12 protein-coding genes are annotated in these 16,323 nt (G+C 62.5%); 8 read left to right on the forward strand and 4 right to left on the reverse strand.

The annotated features are described in order from the left end of the window. Positions 1–202: 202 nt before the first annotated feature. From ASE90_RS05920 to ASE90_RS05935, 4 genes are read right to left on the reverse strand one after another with little or no spacing between them, the layout of a single operon-like run. A complete protein-coding gene (locus ASE90_RS05920) occupies positions 203–460 on the reverse strand; it encodes a hypothetical protein (protein ID WP_235531683.1) in 258 nt (85 codons plus the stop codon). A gap of 34 nt (positions 461–494) precedes the next feature. Beyond that, positions 495–3,758 carry an error-prone DNA polymerase gene (locus ASE90_RS05925; RefSeq protein WP_055997600.1) on the reverse strand — a complete coding sequence of 1,088 codons (3,264 nt, stop codon included), beginning with the start codon at positions 3,756–3,758 and terminating at the stop codon, positions 495–497. Further along, positions 3,755–5,539: a DNA polymerase Y family protein gene (locus ASE90_RS05930; protein WP_235531684.1), complete on the reverse strand. Its 1,785-nt coding sequence runs from the start codon at positions 5,537–5,539 to the stop codon at positions 3,755–3,757. Before ASE90_RS05930 ends, ASE90_RS05925 begins: the two co-directional genes overlap by 4 nt. Beyond that, complete coding sequence (locus ASE90_RS05935; RefSeq protein WP_235531685.1) at positions 5,454–6,215, reverse strand: ImuA family protein; 762 nt, start codon at positions 6,213–6,215, stop codon at positions 5,454–5,456. The genes ASE90_RS05930 and ASE90_RS05935 overlap by 86 nt, the downstream gene beginning before the upstream one ends. A 200-nt stretch (positions 6,216–6,415) precedes the next feature. On the opposite strand from ASE90_RS05935, the gene ASE90_RS05940 reads away from it, so the two are divergent. The 8 genes from ASE90_RS05940 to ASE90_RS05975 all read left to right on the forward strand — a co-directional run bounded on the left by ASE90_RS05940 (position 6,416) and on the right by ASE90_RS05975 (position 16,217). Next, positions 6,416–6,685, forward strand: coding sequence for an HU family DNA-binding protein (locus tag ASE90_RS05940; RefSeq protein ID WP_055997603.1), 270 nt, complete (start codon positions 6,416–6,418; stop codon positions 6,683–6,685). 48 nt (positions 6,686–6,733) lie between these two features. After that, positions 6,734–7,345, forward strand: coding sequence for an SOS response-associated peptidase (locus tag ASE90_RS05945; protein WP_082449595.1), 612 nt, complete (start codon positions 6,734–6,736; stop codon positions 7,343–7,345). Positions 7,346–7,666: 321 nt separating this feature from the next. Continuing rightward, on the forward strand, positions 7,667–8,146 hold the full coding sequence (locus tag ASE90_RS05950) for a hypothetical protein (protein WP_156361461.1): 480 nt from the start codon (positions 7,667–7,669) through the stop codon (positions 8,144–8,146). A gap of 448 nt (positions 8,147–8,594) precedes the next feature. After that, positions 8,595–10,679, forward strand: coding sequence for a TonB-dependent siderophore receptor (locus tag ASE90_RS05955; protein ID WP_235531686.1), 2,085 nt, complete (start codon positions 8,595–8,597; stop codon positions 10,677–10,679). Beyond that, positions 10,676–10,984, forward strand: a complete 309-nt coding sequence (locus tag ASE90_RS05960; RefSeq protein ID WP_156361462.1) for an iron transporter — start codon at positions 10,676–10,678, stop codon at positions 10,982–10,984. Before ASE90_RS05955 ends, ASE90_RS05960 begins: the two co-directional genes overlap by 4 nt. After that, positions 10,981–12,516, forward strand: coding sequence for a PepSY-associated TM helix domain-containing protein (locus ASE90_RS05965; protein ID WP_055997615.1), 1,536 nt, complete (start codon positions 10,981–10,983; stop codon positions 12,514–12,516). The genes ASE90_RS05960 and ASE90_RS05965 overlap by 4 nt, the downstream gene beginning before the upstream one ends. Then, the gene (locus ASE90_RS05970) at positions 12,516–12,815 is read left to right on the forward strand and encodes a DUF3325 family protein (RefSeq protein ID WP_055997619.1); all 300 of its coding nucleotides are present in this window, start codon (positions 12,516–12,518) and stop codon (positions 12,813–12,815) included. Before ASE90_RS05965 ends, ASE90_RS05970 begins: the two co-directional genes overlap by 1 nt. 342 nt (positions 12,816–13,157) lie before the next feature. Further along, positions 13,158–16,217, forward strand: a complete 3,060-nt coding sequence (locus tag ASE90_RS05975) for a type ISP restriction/modification enzyme (RefSeq protein WP_055997622.1) — start codon at positions 13,158–13,160, stop codon at positions 16,215–16,217. Positions 16,218–16,323: the final 106 nt, after the last annotated feature.

Here is a 16,323-nt window from a genome sequence, read left to right on the forward strand (position 1 = left end):
GCATGACCGCGTCGACCGCACCCGCGGCAGCGTAGCCGGATGACCTTGGATGACACCTCGCCGTCGCCCTTGAAACGGCCGAGGATATTGGCAGCCGGCATGTTCATGGTGCGGCCACAGGCGCATACAATCCGCATATCCGCACGGTCCGCCGCCCATTCGCCCAGCGTGCTGTAGGGTGCCTCGATCGTCGGTCGCTTGCTCACAGCGGCGAGACGTCCTCATAGCGTCCTGCTTTTCGAAGTTGGCGCACGATTCCATTGAATGCGGCGGTTACGCCCTGGGTGCGACCGAGCTCGTTCGACTGGGAGGCGGCGTCCCAGTAGAGCTCCAGCGGCCAGCGTTCCGGGCAATGGGGTAGCAGGCAGCGCAGTGCGAGCCGCACCTCTATTCCGTCGACCTTCGTCTCGGAACAGCGGGCAACGCCGGCGCGCAGGATATGCACCGAGAGCGCGATCACGACGCGCTGGTGTCTGGGCAAATGCGTCACGGGATCAATGGAAGTCGTGCGACTTGAAGCGCACGACATCCTCCGGATCGGCACCCTCCGCGTGAGGTGGCCAGTAGAAGTTGCGGGGCTCCGGGCTCCATCCCTTGTCGCCGCGGTCCGGGGAGCCGGGGTGCTGGGCCGCATCACCTCGCCCGGTGCGGTGGGGGAAGGACATGTCGCCCACGCGGTGCAGAAGATCACCGTGATCGATGATCCGGTCACAGATGACGTGGATCACCTCCCCTTCCTTCTGCACCCGCCCTTTCAGGCCGACCATGGAGGCCGACATGACGGTACGGCGCTGCGCTTCGAAACGGTCCGGCCAGAGGATGCCATTCGCAATCCCCGTCTCGTCCTCGATCGTGATGAAAAGGACGCCCTTGGCCGACCCGGGTTTTTGACGGACGAGGATGATCCCGGCGACCTCGACGTGCCGGCCGTCGCGGACGCTAGCGAGGTCGGCGCAGCGCGTAACGCCGCGGCGGGCCAGCTCGTCCCGCACGAATGTGAGCGGGTGGGCGCGAAGGGATAATTGCAGGTTGCGATAGTCCTCGATCACCTCGCGGCCGTCGGTTAGGGCGCGTAGCGCCACCTCTGGCTCGACCCCTTCCGCGCTCAGCGTTTCCGCCGCGCGATCGGCTGCCGCAAAGAGCGGTAGCGGCGCTTCGCCGAGCCCCCTCACCTTCCACAGCCCTTGCCGGCGATCGGCGCCGAAGCCGTGAAAAGCATCTCCGTCCGCGAGCTTCTCGATCGCGGCACGCTGCGCGCCCGAGCGCCGCCAAACGTCCTCGACGCTCTCGTAAGTCGTCGTGCTGCGCGCCGCGACGATCTTGGCACCGTCCGCGTTCGAAAGGCCGCGGATCACCCGCAGGCCCAGTCGCACCGCCAGATAGCGTCCGCCGGTTCGCTCCAGCGTACAGTCCCAGCGGCTCGCATTGACGCAAGGCTGACGCACCTCGACGCCATGCTCGCGCGCGTCGCGCACGATCTGGGCGGGTGCGTAGAAGCCCATCGGCTGCGCATTCATGAGGGCCGCGCAAAACACGTCGGGATGATGGTGTTTCATCCACGACGAAGCATAGGAGATTTTCGCGAAACTCGCCGCGTGGCTCTCGGGGAAGCCGTAGGAGCCGAAGCCTTCGAGCTGGCGGAAGGTGCGCTCGGCGAACTCGCGCGGATAGCCGCGCTCGACCATGCCCTCGATCAGCTTTCCGCTGAAATGGCTGACCCCGCCGGTAAACTTGAAGGTCGCCATGGCCCGGCGAAGCTGGTCCGCCTCGGCAGGCGTGAACCCGGCACCGACGATGGCGACCTTCATCGCCTGCTCTTGAAAGAGCGGTACGCCGAGTGTCTTTTCCAGCACCGCGCGTAGCTCGGGCCGGGGATATTCCGGCTTCTCCAAGCCTTCGCGCCGGCGAAGGTAGGGATGAACCATGTCGCCTTGGATCGGCCCGGGCCTGACGATCGCGACCTGGATGACGAGATCGTAGAAGCGCCGCGGCTTCATGCGCGGCAGCATGCTCATCTGAGCACGGCTCTCGATCTGGAAGGTGCCGAGCGTGTCCGCCTTCTGGATCATGGCGTACACATCAGGATCGTCGTCCTGCAGGTCCTTCAGCTCGACATGCAGCCCCTTGTCCGCCTCCAGCATGTTGAAGGCGCGGTTCATGCAGCCGAGCATTCCCAGGCCAAGGACGTCGACCTTCATGAACTTCAGGCTGTCGATATCGTCCTTGTCCCATTCGATGATCTGGCGATCTTCCATCGCGGCCGGTTCGATCGGAACGAGGTCATCAAGGCGGTCGTGGGTCAGCACGAACCCGCCAGGGTGTTGTGACATATGCCGTGGCACCCCGATCAGCTTGCGAGCGAGATCGAGCGTGAGGCGCAGTCGGCGATCAGCGATGTCGAGGTTGAGCTCGTCGACCTGCTTCTCGCCGACACCCTCGGCCGACCATCCCCAGACCAAGCCAGCCAGCGACGAGGTCAGGTCTTCCGGCAGGCCCAGTGCCTTGCCTACGTCGCGCACCGCGCCGCGCGCGCGGTACCGGGTCACGACCGCGGTTAGCGCAGAATGGTTGCGTCCGTAGGTCTCGTATATCCACTGGATGATCTCCTCGCGGCGCTCATGCTCGAAGTCGACATCGATGTCGGGCGGCTCGCGCCGCTCGCCCGAGACGAAACGCTCGAAGAGCAACTCGTGCTTGATCGGATCGATGGAGGTGACGCCCAGCACGAAACAGACGCACGAATTGGCCGCCGAGCCGCGCCCTTGGCAGAGGATTCCCCGCCTCCGTGCCTCGCGGACGATCGCGTACACGGTCAGGAAATAGGGTGCGTAGCCGAGCTCGCCGATCAGCCGCATCTCATGTGCGATCTGGTTGGTGTAGGCCTCCGGCACCGTGCCGTCGAACATCCGTTCGACGGCCTCGGTCGCCAGTGTCTCCAACGCCTCCTGCGCGCTCAGTCCTTCGATAAGGCGTTCGTGCGGATACTGGTAAGCCAGTTCGCCGAGATCGAAGGTGCACAGCTTGGCGATGTCGACGCTCGCCTGCAGCGCGTCGGGATAGGCGCGGAAGCGCCGCACCATCTCGTCGGGTGATTTCAGCGCGCGGTCAGCGTTCACTTCGCGCCGGTAGCCTAGCTCGTCGACGGTGCACTTCTCGCGAACGGCGGTGACGACATCCTGCAGCAGCCGCGCCTCAGGTGCGTGATACAGCACGTCGCCGGTCACGACCGCACGCACGCCAGCCCCGCCGGCTTGTCGCGCCAGCGCATCGATGCGTACCGCATCGCCGGGTCGCCGGCGCTGGAACAACGCCATGTAGCCGCGGCGCCCGTACACCGCCTTCAGGTCCTTCAGCGCAGCTGAGTTATCGTCATCCGCCTCGTGTGGCAGCAGGATAGCGATGACGTCCTCGGACCAAGGCCCAAGGTCATGCCAATGGAGAAGGCACCCGCCCTTCCCCGCCCGCTTCTTGCCGACGGTGAGGAGCCGCGTGATCCGCGACCAGGCAGCCCGGTCTGTTGGGTAGAGCAACAGGCGCCTGCCGCAGGACAGATCGACCCGCGTGCCCGCAATCGACCGGATACCGGTCGCCTTCTGCGCCTCCCAGGCGCGGACGACACCACCGACCGTGCCGATGTCGCTCACACCGATCGCAGGATAGCCGAGCAAGGCGGCCGCCGCGAAGAGCTCTTCCGGCGATGATGCGCCGCGCAGCAGCGAGAAATGCGTCAGCACCTGCAGTTCGACATAATGGGTCATCCGAAGACCCCGTGCATCCACCATGACAGATCGCCGGTATCGTCCTCGAAGCCGTCGCCGCGCCTGAAGACCCAGTATCGGCCACCGGCCTCGTCCTCGACGCGGTAATAGTCGCGGACCGCCCAAACCTCGGCGTCGCGCCGCCACCATTCGCCGTGCACACGCTCAGGACCGTCGCCGGCAACGACCTTGTAGGTCTTGCCCCGCCACTCAAAACGTCGGGGTGGCTGGTCCGGCATGAGGGCAATGACGCGCGCCAGCGGCTCAGGCCGTGGGAAGAGACGTATCGGGCGCTTCCACGCCGGCCATGATCCTGGCATTTCCACCGGGTCGGAGCGGGTGACGGCTCGCTCCGGCACATGGCTTTCAACCGGTGCGAGCCGGTAGACAGCATAGGATCCGATCCTTCCCGCAATGACGTCGACCAGGCGGGCAGGGTCTCGCACCAGTGTCTCACCGGCAAGAACTGCGCCCAGATCGATCGCATCCAGCGGCTCGGTGTGCGGAGCGACGAGCCAGAATTGCTCCAGCCCCATGCGGGGATCGATCCTCTCGATCCTCAGCTTTAGCAACCTCAGGAGGTGCGACAGCTCCCGCGTCGGACGTGACGTGCCGACGCCTACCACTTGCTCGGTACCATCGACGCGAAGGGCCGTCAGACGGAGCGTGCGCGCGCCTAGGCCACGTGCTTGCAAAATCCCGGCAAGATCGTTCAGCAAGTCGCCCATGACCTGCTCGATCGCCTCGGCCGTGCCGATCGGCTCCAGCAGCCGGCGCTCGACGATCGGCACCTCCGCGTCTTCTCGCGGAGTGATCGGCTCGGCGACCGCGCCAAGTGCCTGATCCAGCCGCGTAATCGCCGGCAGGCCTAGCCGGCGCGCCAATGGTCCGCGCGCGACCGGGAGGAGATCAGCGACAGTCTCGAACCCGAAGCGCTTTGCCGCACTGATTGTCGATGGTGCTAGGCGTAGTGCGGCGATCGGCAGCGCAGCAATCGCTCTGGTGGTTGCTCCTGGCTCGACGCGGATCAGCTCGCCCCGGCCAAAGCGCGCGAGTGCGTGCGCAGCACCTGCGGTATCCGCAACCGCGACCCTGGCGGTGAAGCCTGCACGCCGGCAGAAGGCCAGCAGCCGTCTGCAGAACTTCTCCTCGCCGCCATGCAGATGAGCGCACCCGGCAAGGTCGATCCACAGGCCGTCGCTAGGGCTCACGGCCGCGATAGGCGACCAGCGCCGCACCGCGAATAGTGCGAGGCGATCCAGCAGCGCTGCATCGGCTTCCGGCTCTGCGGGGCGGAAGTCGAGATTCGAGACCATGGCACGCGCATGGGTCGCAGCCATGCCCGGATGAACGCCAAGCGCGCGTGCACCGTCACAAGCGGCGACCACCTCTTCGCGTCGGCCGACCTTGCCGATCAGCGCCAGCGGCGCGTGATCGAGCGGCGCGCTAGTCGGCGCGTTGACGCGCGGTGCCGGCGTCGACGCCTTGTACGGGTGGCTGGCCGCCTCCGACCGCCGGCCCAGCTCACGCATGTGCGGCTGCGCATGTGTCGGAAGGGTGGCGATCTGCGCCGCGACCTCGCGACGCGAAGGCATACCCTCACGCGCCGAGCGCGCGCCTGGTCGCCACCCGCCGCCCCGCGGCACCGAACAGGCGCCGGGGCCGTCGTCTACCGGCAGCTCGAGAACAGGCCGTTCAGGCTGCCGCGAAGCGGACCGTTCCAACCGTCTCAACCGCTCCACGGCCAAGCTCGGCAGGAACAGCGAGACGACCCGTCTCATCGCTGCCCTCCACAATCAGGGAGAAGCCCTCACCGCCACGCTGGCGAGCGCATTCGACCATCCAACGCTCCCTGCCTACGCCTGCGACATCGAGACGCTCGGAGGGCGCTGCGCCGATCCGCCAGCGTGTCCACGCAGCCGACGGCTCGGCTAGGACGTCCTGGTTAAGGCCGCGAAGGCGGCGCAGCAGGAGAACGGGAATATCGGCGTCGGCGGCAACGAGCTGGAGACGCCGCGTTGCCACCATCGAAACCTTGCTCGCCTCCGCGACGATTGCTGAGGGCGTGCCATCGCGCACTGCGTCCTCGACCACCGCGAGCAGGGCAGCGTCGTCGCGGGGTTGCGCATAGATCACGCTGGCCGACGGTAGTCCGGCTTGCTCGAGTGCGGGCGCGTACAGGTTCGTCCGGCAGCTCGCCCAGAGCACCAGGCCGCCAGTGGCGAGCGCTTCGCGCGCAGCGATGCCTGCCAGGAAAAGCGTGGCGGCGGCATCGTCGACTAGCGATACACTGGAAGAGGCCGCTTCGTGCAGCGCTCCAGCGCGCAAACCCCCTGCCCCAAGCCGGCGATCGATCGCATCGATGCCAAACGGCATCACCCGGTAGTCGGTCGCCGGAGTGGCGATCGTTCGCAGGTGCGCTAAGCCGGGCGCAAAGGTATCGAGGGCGGCGGACATACAGGTTAGACTCTAAATGTTCCCTTTATGTTCCGTAAGCGGGTGCTGATGGTCAAGCTCTGATCGGTTCGGTTCATCGATTCCGGCGTGCCGAAAGCGCACAGCGTCCGCATCGCGCGGCGTTCGCTTCCCCCCAAAGTGTTGCGCCGTCGAGGGTCATCGGTCAGGGTTCCGCCGGTTTCCAACGGAGCACGTATAGTATGAACATCGGCGAATTGGCCAAAGGCGTAGCAACGGCAACTGGCTCGACCGAGGCCGACGCGAAGAAGGCGATCACCGCCGTCTTCGACCAGATCGCAGACGCAGCCGCGAAGGGCGAAGAGGTCTCGATCCCCGGGTTCGGCAAGTTTGCGGTGAAGGATCGGCCGGAGCGTCAGGGTCGCAATCCTGCAACGGGTGAGAGCATGACGATCGCCGCTTCAAAGAAGATCGCGTTCACGGCCGCCAAGGGCCTGAAGGACAAGCTCTAACGAAAGCGCACCAGCGGGCTACATCGCTGGCGTGAACGGGAGGCGCGGATGTGCAGTCGCTATCGATTGACGGCAAAGCAGGCCGAGGTTGCGGCGACGTTCGGCATCCGCGCGCCCTATGAGGTCGATGAGACGTTCCCTGTCGGCGACATCTTCCCAACTGGCAAGAAGACGCCCTTCTACGGTGCAGTCATCGTCCAGGACGGTGGCGATCGTCGCCTTGAGCGCATGGAATGGGGCGTTCCGACGCAGGTGCCTAGCAAGCGCGATCCGGCGGTGAAGCTGACGAATGTCCGCAATCTTAGCTCCAGCTTCTGGCGGTCAATGCTGACCACCCCAACCCGTTGCTGCCTGGTGCCGGTCACGTCGTTCTCGGAATACGCGCTCGCGCCGGGCGAGGATGGCAAAAAGCCGCTCCATTGGTTCGATGTGCTGAGCAGACCCGTGTTTGCCTTCGCGGGCATTTGGCGGCCCACCGAGAGGGGCAACGCCTACGGCTTTTTGACCACAGAGCCCAACGCAGTCGTCGCGCCAATTCATCCGAAAGCCATGCCCGTAATTCTGCATGACGAAGATTATGAGCGTTGGCTGACCCTACCTTGGGACGAGGTGGCGAACCTCGCTAGTCCATATCCTTCGCAGCTGATGGCGGTTTACTGACGGAAGCATCTGAAGCTTAATCAGCAAAACCATTACTATGACATCCGGCACTGTTCAGCAGGTGAAGATCAACGGTTCACTGACAAGCAGGTCCCGCATTCTTCCGCTGACAGCCGCAAAATTCAGGGTGAGAACGAGACCCATTGGCGGTCATTCAAAGCCCCCTGCCCTCTTCCCAGCTCCTGCCATTCGTTCATCAAGTTCTGGCTGGCAGCCTTTTCGTTTAGGGAGAAGCGAGCGGGGGATGTCCTCAATCTGATCGAGCGCCTCCGCAGGGTGTAACCGTTCACCCCGAGAACGATTCAGGTCGACTCATCTCGATTGATCGAGTGGATTGCCAACGGCACGTTATCCGACATGGAACAGCGGATCGTACATGCCTGCGGCCACGAGCAGGTTCACGTCATCTACGGCTTCGATGCGCAGATTGCGCACAAAGCGCGCTGGTTGCGCACCACCCAATGTCGCACCTGCTTCATCGCCGACAAACAGGCTGAACAGGCGAAAGAGGCTACACGGAATGAAGCAGCCATTGCCCATCTCGACTTGCCCGAACTAGCCGGTAGCGAGCGGCAAATCGAATGGGCGACTTCCATCCGCGCCAGTCGGCTTGCCGCGCTGACATTCGATCCGATCAAAACGGCCGACGCCGACTGCGCACTATGCTTGCAGATCAGTGATGCCAAATGGTGGATCGACCACCGCGCCCTGCCCGCTGGCGAGTTCATCGACAAAGCACGTGCAGTCTGCGCCACTGCACACGCGATGCCGATCATGTCTGATCGGGTACAATCCGCATGACGACGGAGGATCGACTGCTACGCCGGTGCGCCACAATCTGGCGTAGGAACACAAGACTGAGGCGGACACCGATTAGCTGACCAGCACTATGCCGCCGATCACTGCGGCCGATATCTCCAGAACGGTCGGCCGGCGCAACCAAGGCTGCGATCGCATCTGCGCCTAGCCGACCCCCCTAACTTTTTGAACACACGGTGCCGTATAGCTTAATGCAAACCTTTCGCAAATACGGAGTTGATAATGCGACTCTATCGCATTACTCGAGCCGGAAAGGGGAATGATGATGATTAACTGCGCAACCGGCACAGCCTCGATAATGGCCATAGCGATCGCTACCGGCGCGTCTGCTCAAACGCGTAACGAACCTGATCGGACAAATGACGAGATTGTCGTTGTTGCTACTGCACAATCGCGAGCCAGTTCGTCGACCAAGACCGACACGCCAGTGGTGGAATCGCCGCAGTCGATCTCGATCGTGAGCCGCGAGGAACTCGACCTGCGCGCTTCGCCTACGATCGCCGACGCGCTGAGCTACACGGCGGGCGTCTATATTGAACCCTATGGCGCTGACAATCGCACCGACGAAGTGGTCGTGCGGGGCTTTGGCGCGGGTGGTTTCTCGTCGAACAACAATTTCGTCGATGGCCTGCGCCTCCCTTCAGGAGGCCAATGGACCCGTCCCGGTTTCGACCCGTTCGCACTCCAACAAATCGAGGTGCTGAAAGGACCATCGGGCGCGTTGTACGGGCAGACTGCGCCAGGCGGCGTCGTCAACATCGTGTCGAAGCGGCCAAGCTTCACGCCGCATGGCGAAGTGCTGCTTCAAGGTGTCGGCTACAACGATCTCGGCAGGTGGAGCTATCAGGGTGCCGGCGACGTCGGTGGTCCGCTGACCAATACGATTGCTGCGCGGGTCGTGGGGCTCGCCCGCTATGGAGAGACGTCAGTCAGGGATACCGCCAACGCCCGCCAATATCTGTCTGCGGCGGTGACATGGCAGGCGACGCCGCAAACGAGTTGGACGCTGCTCGGCCAATATCAGCGCGACGAAGGTAATTCGACCTTCCAGTTCCTGCCGAGCATCGGCGCTTTAACATCCATCAATGGCCGCTACATCGCGAACGACGACAATTTGGGAGAGCGCGACTGGAACCGGTTCGATCGCAACCAGTATCTCGTTGCCAGCTTCTTCGAACATCGCTTCGGCGATCGGCTCGCGATCCGCAACAACAGTCGCTATACCCGCCTAGAGACGTTGTATCGCGGTGTGCTGTTGTCGGGGGGCACGCTGGCGAGCTGCCCTACGACCGTGGTAGGCTGCATCCCCGGACGGACCGTTCAACGTCGTGCGGTTCAGGGGATTGGCGACAGTGACGGCTTCGCCACCGACACGCAGGTCGAGGCGAAGCTGACTACAGGCCCGATCGAACATGTGCTGCTCGCCGGGTTCGATTATTTCCATACCGAATGGCAGCATGATCGCGACGGTGTGGCGGCGGCGCGGGTGCTGCCAATCCTCGACGTGTTGAACCCGGTGTCGCGCGGTGCCATCGGCTACGCTACCAGCCTCACTCCCGTCGGCTACCTACAAAGCGTGACCAAACAGCGCGGCTTCTATGCGCAGGACCAGATCGAGGCCGGACGACTGCGCGTCACTGCTGGCGTGCGGCACGACAAGGCAGAAGACGTTAGCATCAACCGCACGAACCCGGCGGCGATCGGCAGCTACCTCATCGATTCCGATGCTTTCACCTGGCGCGCTGGCGCGGTCTATCTGTTCGACAATGGTTTGGTCCCCTATGCCAGCTATGCGGAAAGCTTTCAGCCGCAGGTCAGTGACCCCGCTTCCGCACTGAACGCGGTACCCTTTGTGCCGACGACCGGTCAGCAGATCGAAGCCGGGCTACGCTTCCAGCGCGGCCGCAGCATCTATGTGACGCTGGGCGGCTATCAGATCACGCAGCAGAACATCACCACACCTGATCCGGGCGGCGCTCTGTGCGGACTGGCGGTGTGTCTGGTCCAGACCGGCGAGGGGCGCGTCCGCGGTGTCGAGCTGGAAGGCAAGGCCAGCCTGCCGTGGGGCACCGCCATCATCCTGACCGGTACGCGATCGGATGCGGAAATCACCAAGTCGAACGCGACGCTGCCGCCGCTTGTGACCGGCGGGCCACGCCGTTCGCAGGTAGGGTTGACGCTGCCGCAGGTTCCCGAATGCCTCGCGTCGGCGTTCGTCGATCATCGATTTCAGAACGGTGCGCTTGCAGGGCTCGGACTGGGCGGTGGTGTACGCTATACCGGGAAGAGTTGGGGCGACACCAACAACACGCTGCGCATCCCCGACTACACCCTGTTCGATCTGTTCGTCCGCTACGACCTTGGCAAGGCGAACCCGGCGCTGCGAGGGATGCTGGTGTCACTCAACGCGCGCAATCTGTCAGACGAACGCTTCGTCGCGACCTGCAATAGTGTCGCCGCCTGCTATTACGGACAAGGCCGCAGCCTGACCGCGCGCGTGCAGTTCCGGTGGTGACGGTCGCCGGCGCTTCGCCCTTCCGCACGACGGCGACGATCGTCCTGCGGGTTGGCGCGGCACTGCCCGGCAACTATGCCGCTATCGATGCGACGGGTTCGCTGCTGGCGATCCTGCTCGCGGCGGCAGGCATGGCGCGGTCGGACGCGGTCGTGCTGGCGTCGATCGTCGCAATCCTTGCCTTTCTAGTCGTGCTGCTCTGGGCGTTCCACACGCCGCGCCTGCTGCGCTTCTGGGTCGGGCTGCTCATTGTTACCGGCATCGCCACCGCGCTATGCCGCGTGCTCGCACCCGTTCTGCCATGAGCGAACGGTTCCGCCAGTCGATGCACTGGCTGCACACATGGGCCGGCCTTGTGCTTGGTGCGCTGCTGTTCGCCATCTTCTGGATGGGGACGCTCGCGGTGTTCGATCGGGAGATCGACCGCTGGATGATGCCGAAGACCCGCGTCGCCATGGCCGAGACCGTGTCGCTCGACGCGATTGCGCGCACGATGCACCCTCTGGCAGTCGCGGCCGAAGCGCGACGCTGGGCCATCCAGATGCCGAGCGAGCGGCAACCAACGGCGCGTGCCTATTTTGATACCAAAACCGAGCGAAAGGTGCTTCATCTCGATCCTGCGACCGGTCGCGTCCTTGCAGAGGAACGGACGTTGGGCGCGACAGGCTTCTTCTATCCCTTCCACTTCAGCTTGTTCATCCACCACTGGGATCTGGGGGAATGGCTGGCCGGGTTGGCCGCGCTGACGATGATGACGACGTGTGTGTCGGGCGTGGTAATCCATCGCAGGATCTTCGCCGACTTCTTTACGCTGCGCATCGTCCGCAAGCCGCAGCGGACCACGCTAGACCTGCATAACGTCACCGGCGTCCTGGGACTGCCGTTCAATTTCCTGATCGCCTTTACCGGGCTGGTAATCTTCATGTCCGTGTACCTGCCCGGCATCCGTGCAGTGCTATATCCCAACGGCCCGGCTGCCTTCGCGGTCGAGGCGTATGGGACGCCCCGCGTCGCCCCTACCGGCGAGAAGGCGAACCTGGCATCACTTGATGCAATGGTCGCCGAAGCCCGGCGGCGCTGGGGGGGCGGCGTGCCCGCTACAATCCTTGTCTTCAATCCGGGCGACAAGGCAGCGTCGGTTTTCGTAAATCAGGACACGTCGTCCCGCGTGACAATGGATGCCAATACGGTCGTCTTCGACGGCTCCACCGGTCGCATCGTGGCCGGACCGCACCGCTACAGCCCGGTCATGCGGACATTCGGCTATCTGTCGGGCATGCATTACGCATGGTTTCGCCATGCGGCGCTGCGTTGGCTGTATTTCCTCAGCGGCCTTGCCGGTTGCGTCCTGATCGCGACCGGCTTTCTGTTCTGGGTCCAGTCACGCGCCAAGCGGCACGAGCGGCACGGCGTGCGTGGTATGGCGCTGGTACGGGGCCTGTCGGTGGGTACGACGAACGGCATCATCTTTGCCTCGCTGATGTTTTTGGTTGCCAACCGGGTGTTGCCCGATCAGCCTTTCGTGATGGGCGTGCCGCGGCAATGGCTCGAAGTCCGCATCTTTTGCGCGGCCTGGCTCTTTTGCTTCGTCCACGCGTGGTTGTGCCCGCGTACCGCTTGGCGTGATCAGACGCTGGCAATTGCTATCGGTTCCGTCGTTGCGGTAGCCCTGAACGCAGTCACGACCGGCAATGCCGTGCCGCTTAGTCTGCTGTCGGGTCCGTGGGGCGTCGCGGGGGTCGATCTGGTTCTGCTGCTGACGGCGGCGATCTGTTTCGGCGCGGCACGGAAATTGTCGCGGACAGGCAGCGCGCAGAAAGTTGGGGGGGTTCGGTAATGATCTTAGCGGCCTGGCTGCTCGCCTTCCTCGGTGTCGCCACGATCGCGATGTCCAATCAAGCCTCGTCCCGTATCGTTACCGGCCTGGCCGTCCCCACAAAGCGTCGCCACCGAAGCACGATATGGGGATCAGCGACGCTGCTGCTGTCCCTCTCCGTAACGATCGCAAATGACGGACTGGGGCTGGGCCTACTGCTAAGCCCGCTGTTGATCGCATCCGCGACAGCGGCAGTGATCGTCTTGCTGATGATTTCGCCCAGGCATCTCCGCCCGATCGCACAATTACTCGATCGGTAGGAGGCATCATTGATCCTATCGTTTGGACCCACAACACGACATTAAGCGGTCGTTTCGCGCTCCCCAACTTCGGACATTCATTCATGTTCGCCCGGCGCCTCAACCAGCGATGGCGGAAATGGTGAGAAGTGGGACATTGCGGTCATTCCCAGGCCGGCGTCGGGAGGGCAGCTTTCAGTCGGACACCGGACATTTGGAATGACAGCATGCAGCGGCAGGGAGCGGGCAAGGCTGGCCGATTGCGGAATGTCCGGTTCTGATCGGATGCATTGCGTTGGCTGACATAGATATTTCCACCTGCTAACTACATTTCGCGGCCATCCGGTTGCGTAGGGGGATGGCTTGAGCCGACAGCTTATCAACGAATATCGCGCTGATCTCGATCGGTTGCGTACCGTATCTGGCAGCCGCCGCGAAAGCGTGCTTCGCGAGGCGTTTAAGGATCTGCTCAAACGCTGGGGTCGCACCCACGATCTGCTGTTCGTGCCCGAACACACCATCACCACGCCGCAGAAGAACCGCATCTATCTCGACGGTGCCTTGCTCCACGCGCTGCGTGTGCCGTTCGGCTATTGGGAAGCCAAGGACGCGGACGACAATCTCGATGCGGAGATCGCGGCCAAGACGCGCAAGGGCTATCCTCGCGATAACATCATCTATTCCGACGATCACACCGCCATCCTGATCCAGGACGGGCACGAGGTCGCGCGGGTCGCGATGGACGATACCGAGGCGTTGCACCTGCTGCTGGTCCGCTTCTTCGCGCATGAACGGCAGGAGATCGCCGATTTCAACACCGCCGTCCGCCAGTTCAGCCACGATCTGCCGGCCGTACTGGGGGCGCTGCGCGACCGCATCGCGAAGAAGCGCAAAGCGTCCAAGCTCTTCGTCGCCGCCGAAAAGGCCTTCCTCGCCCATGCGCAGGAAGCGATTAATCCGGTGGTGACGCAGGATGATGTGCAGGAAATGCTGATCCAGCACATCCTCACCGAAGACATTTTCGCCAAGGTGTTCGATAACCCCGATTTCCACCGCCAGAACAACGTCGCCTCGGAACTCTACAAGCTTGAGGACAAGCTGTTCGCGCGTGGCGAAAAATCGACGCTGCTGCGCGCGCTTTCACCCTATTATTCGGGCATCGCGCGCACCGCCGCCGTCATCCAGAGCCATTCGGAAAAGCAGGGCTTCCTGAAAGGCCTCTACGAGAATTTCTACAAGGTTTATAACGCCAAGGCCGCCGACCGATTGGGCGTGGTCTATACGCCGGGCGAGATCGTCCGCTTCATGATCCGCTCGACCGACTGGTTGTGCGAAAAGCATTTCGGCAAAAACCTGGTCGATCGCGGCGTCGAGATTCTCGATCCCGCCACCGGCACCGGCACGTTCATCGTCGAACTGCTAGAACATTTTCGCGGCCATCACGAGAAATTGCGCCACAAATACAAGGAAGAGCTGCACGCCAACGAAGTCGCGATCCTGCCTTATTACGTCGCCAATCTGAACATTGAGGCGACCTATCAGGCGATCACCGGCCAGTTTGCCGAGTTCGAAAATCTGTGTTTCGTCGACACGCTCGACAATGTCGATGCGCTCGGCATCCATGCCGGCCACCAGTTCGATCTGCTCGGCAGCCTGACCGACGAGAATATCGAGCGTATCAAGAAGCAGAACCGGCGCAAGATCAGCGTCATCATCGGCAACCCGCCCTACAACGCCAACCAGCAGAACGAGAACGACAACAATAAAAACCGGGCTTACGCGCACATCGATAAGCGCATCAAGGATACGTACATCAAGGCAAGTACGGCGCAGAAAACCAAGCTGTACGACATGTACGCGCGCTTCTATCGTTGGGCGAGCGACCGGCTGGGGGATGAGGGGGTGCTGGCGTTCGTCACGAACCGGAGTTTTATCGACAGTCGGACCTTTGATGGCTTTCGAAGACTTGTAGCCAAAGATTTTCAAGAGATTTGGCTCGTAGATCTCGGCGGGGATATTCGGACAAATCCGAACCTCTCGGGAACTAAGCATAACATCTTTGGAATCCAAACCGGCGTTGCGATTGCGTTGTTTGTGCGAAAGCCCAGATTGGCGGGATGCAAAATTCGATACATTCGCCGTCCCGAAGATGAAACTGCCGACGACAAGCGCTCTTGGCTATCCAGCGCAGAGCTTCGCAATCTGCCTCTTACAACGCTTCGCCCGAACGTTGACGGGCGTTGGCTTCAGACCGAAGAAGCGGTTGGCTGGTCGGCGATGCTACCCCTCGCCACTGACAAAGCGAAACACGCAAAAACTTCGCGCGACCAGCAGGCGATTTTCAAACTATTTTCAGCGGGTCTAAAGACTAATCGAGACGAATGGGTTTTTGATAGAAGCGAAGAAATTCTTCATCAGAAAATCTCTTACTTCATCAGCGTTTTAAACGACAAAACGGCAAAAAGCGTTTTGGACCTTGCGGATCGCATCAAAATTAGCAGTTCTCTACGGCTGCCGCGTACTGCAAAGCGTGTCGAGAGGTCACGGATAGTGACTGTGGCGTCAAGGCCGTTCGATCGGAAGCTGTATTACTCAGATAGCGACCTCTCGGATCGTATGACAAAGAATCATGTGGAAATGTGGGGGCTGAACATTGACGAGCTAAACCCCACTGTCGCCTTTCGATGTGTGTATTCGAGCGATCCGCTCGCGGCGTTGGCTGTCCGCGGAGCTTTCGATTACGGCCTAGTCAAAACAGGCAATGGCGGCACCGAAGGTGTCGCCCGCTACCGCTACACCAAATCCGGTGAGCGGATCGACAACATCACCGACTGGGCGTTCAACAAGTTCGTCAAGGAATATGGCCGGAAGGGCGTCACCAAAGATGCGATTTTCCGCTACGTCTATGCCGTCCTCCACGATCCGGTCTACCGCGAGACCTATGCGCTGAACCTCAAGCGCGAATTCCCGCGCATCCCCTTCTACCCCGATTTCGCGCGATGGGCAGCGTGGGGCGAAACGCTGATGGCGCTGCACATCGGCTATGAGGAGGTCGCGCCGTGGCCGGTCGAGCGGATCGAGACGCCCGCGAAGCGCGCCGCCGGCACCACGCCCAAGCCGATCCTCAAGTCGCAGCCCGAAGCGGGCGTGGTGGTGGTTGATGCCGACACGCAGATCGCTGGCATCCCGCCCGAGGCGTGGCGCTACCGCCTCGGTAACCGCTCAGCGATCGAATGGGTGCTCGACCAGCATAAGGAAAAGAAGCCGCGCGACCCGACCATTGCCGCCAAGTTCAACACCTATCGGTTCGCCAATTACAAAGAGAGCATGATCGCGCTGCTCGCCAAGGTGGTGCGCGTGAGCGTCGGGACCGTTGCCGTCACAACAGCAATGAAAGAGATTGATCGCAGCACTTGGGCATAAACTGATTTTCCGACGACCGCTTTCGGAACAAACAGTGGCTTACGTGGATAACCGAGATGGGCGCGTACCCGCCGGACCGCTGTTTGGCCGTAAGATGACCGGTTAC

The organism is Sphingomonas sp. Leaf67 (assembly GCF_001421965.1).
Classification (GTDB): Bacteria; Pseudomonadota; Alphaproteobacteria; order Sphingomonadales; family Sphingomonadaceae; genus Sphingomonas.

Excerpts from the sequence above, each read along its gene's own strand:
- ASE90_RS05940 (WP_055997603.1), top strand. The coding sequence starts at position 6,416 with ATGAACATCGGCGAATTGGCCAAAGGCGTAGCAACGGCAACTGGCTCG.
- ASE90_RS05945 (WP_082449595.1), top strand. The coding sequence starts at position 6,734 with ATGTGCAGTCGCTATCGATTGACGGCAAAGCAGGCCGAGGTTGCGGCG.
- ASE90_RS05925 (WP_055997600.1), bottom strand. The coding sequence starts at position 3,758 with ATGACCCATTATGTCGAACTGCAGGTGCTGACGCATTTCTCGCTGCTG.
- ASE90_RS05965 (WP_055997615.1), top strand. The coding sequence starts at position 10,981 with ATGAGCGAACGGTTCCGCCAGTCGATGCACTGGCTGCACACATGGGCC.
- ASE90_RS05970 (WP_055997619.1), top strand. The coding sequence starts at position 12,516 with ATGATCTTAGCGGCCTGGCTGCTCGCCTTCCTCGGTGTCGCCACGATC.
- ASE90_RS05935 (WP_235531685.1), bottom strand. The coding sequence starts at position 6,215 with ATGTCCGCCGCCCTCGATACCTTTGCGCCCGGCTTAGCGCACCTGCGA.
- ASE90_RS05930 (WP_235531684.1), bottom strand. The coding sequence starts at position 5,539 with ATGAGACGGGTCGTCTCGCTGTTCCTGCCGAGCTTGGCCGTGGAGCGG.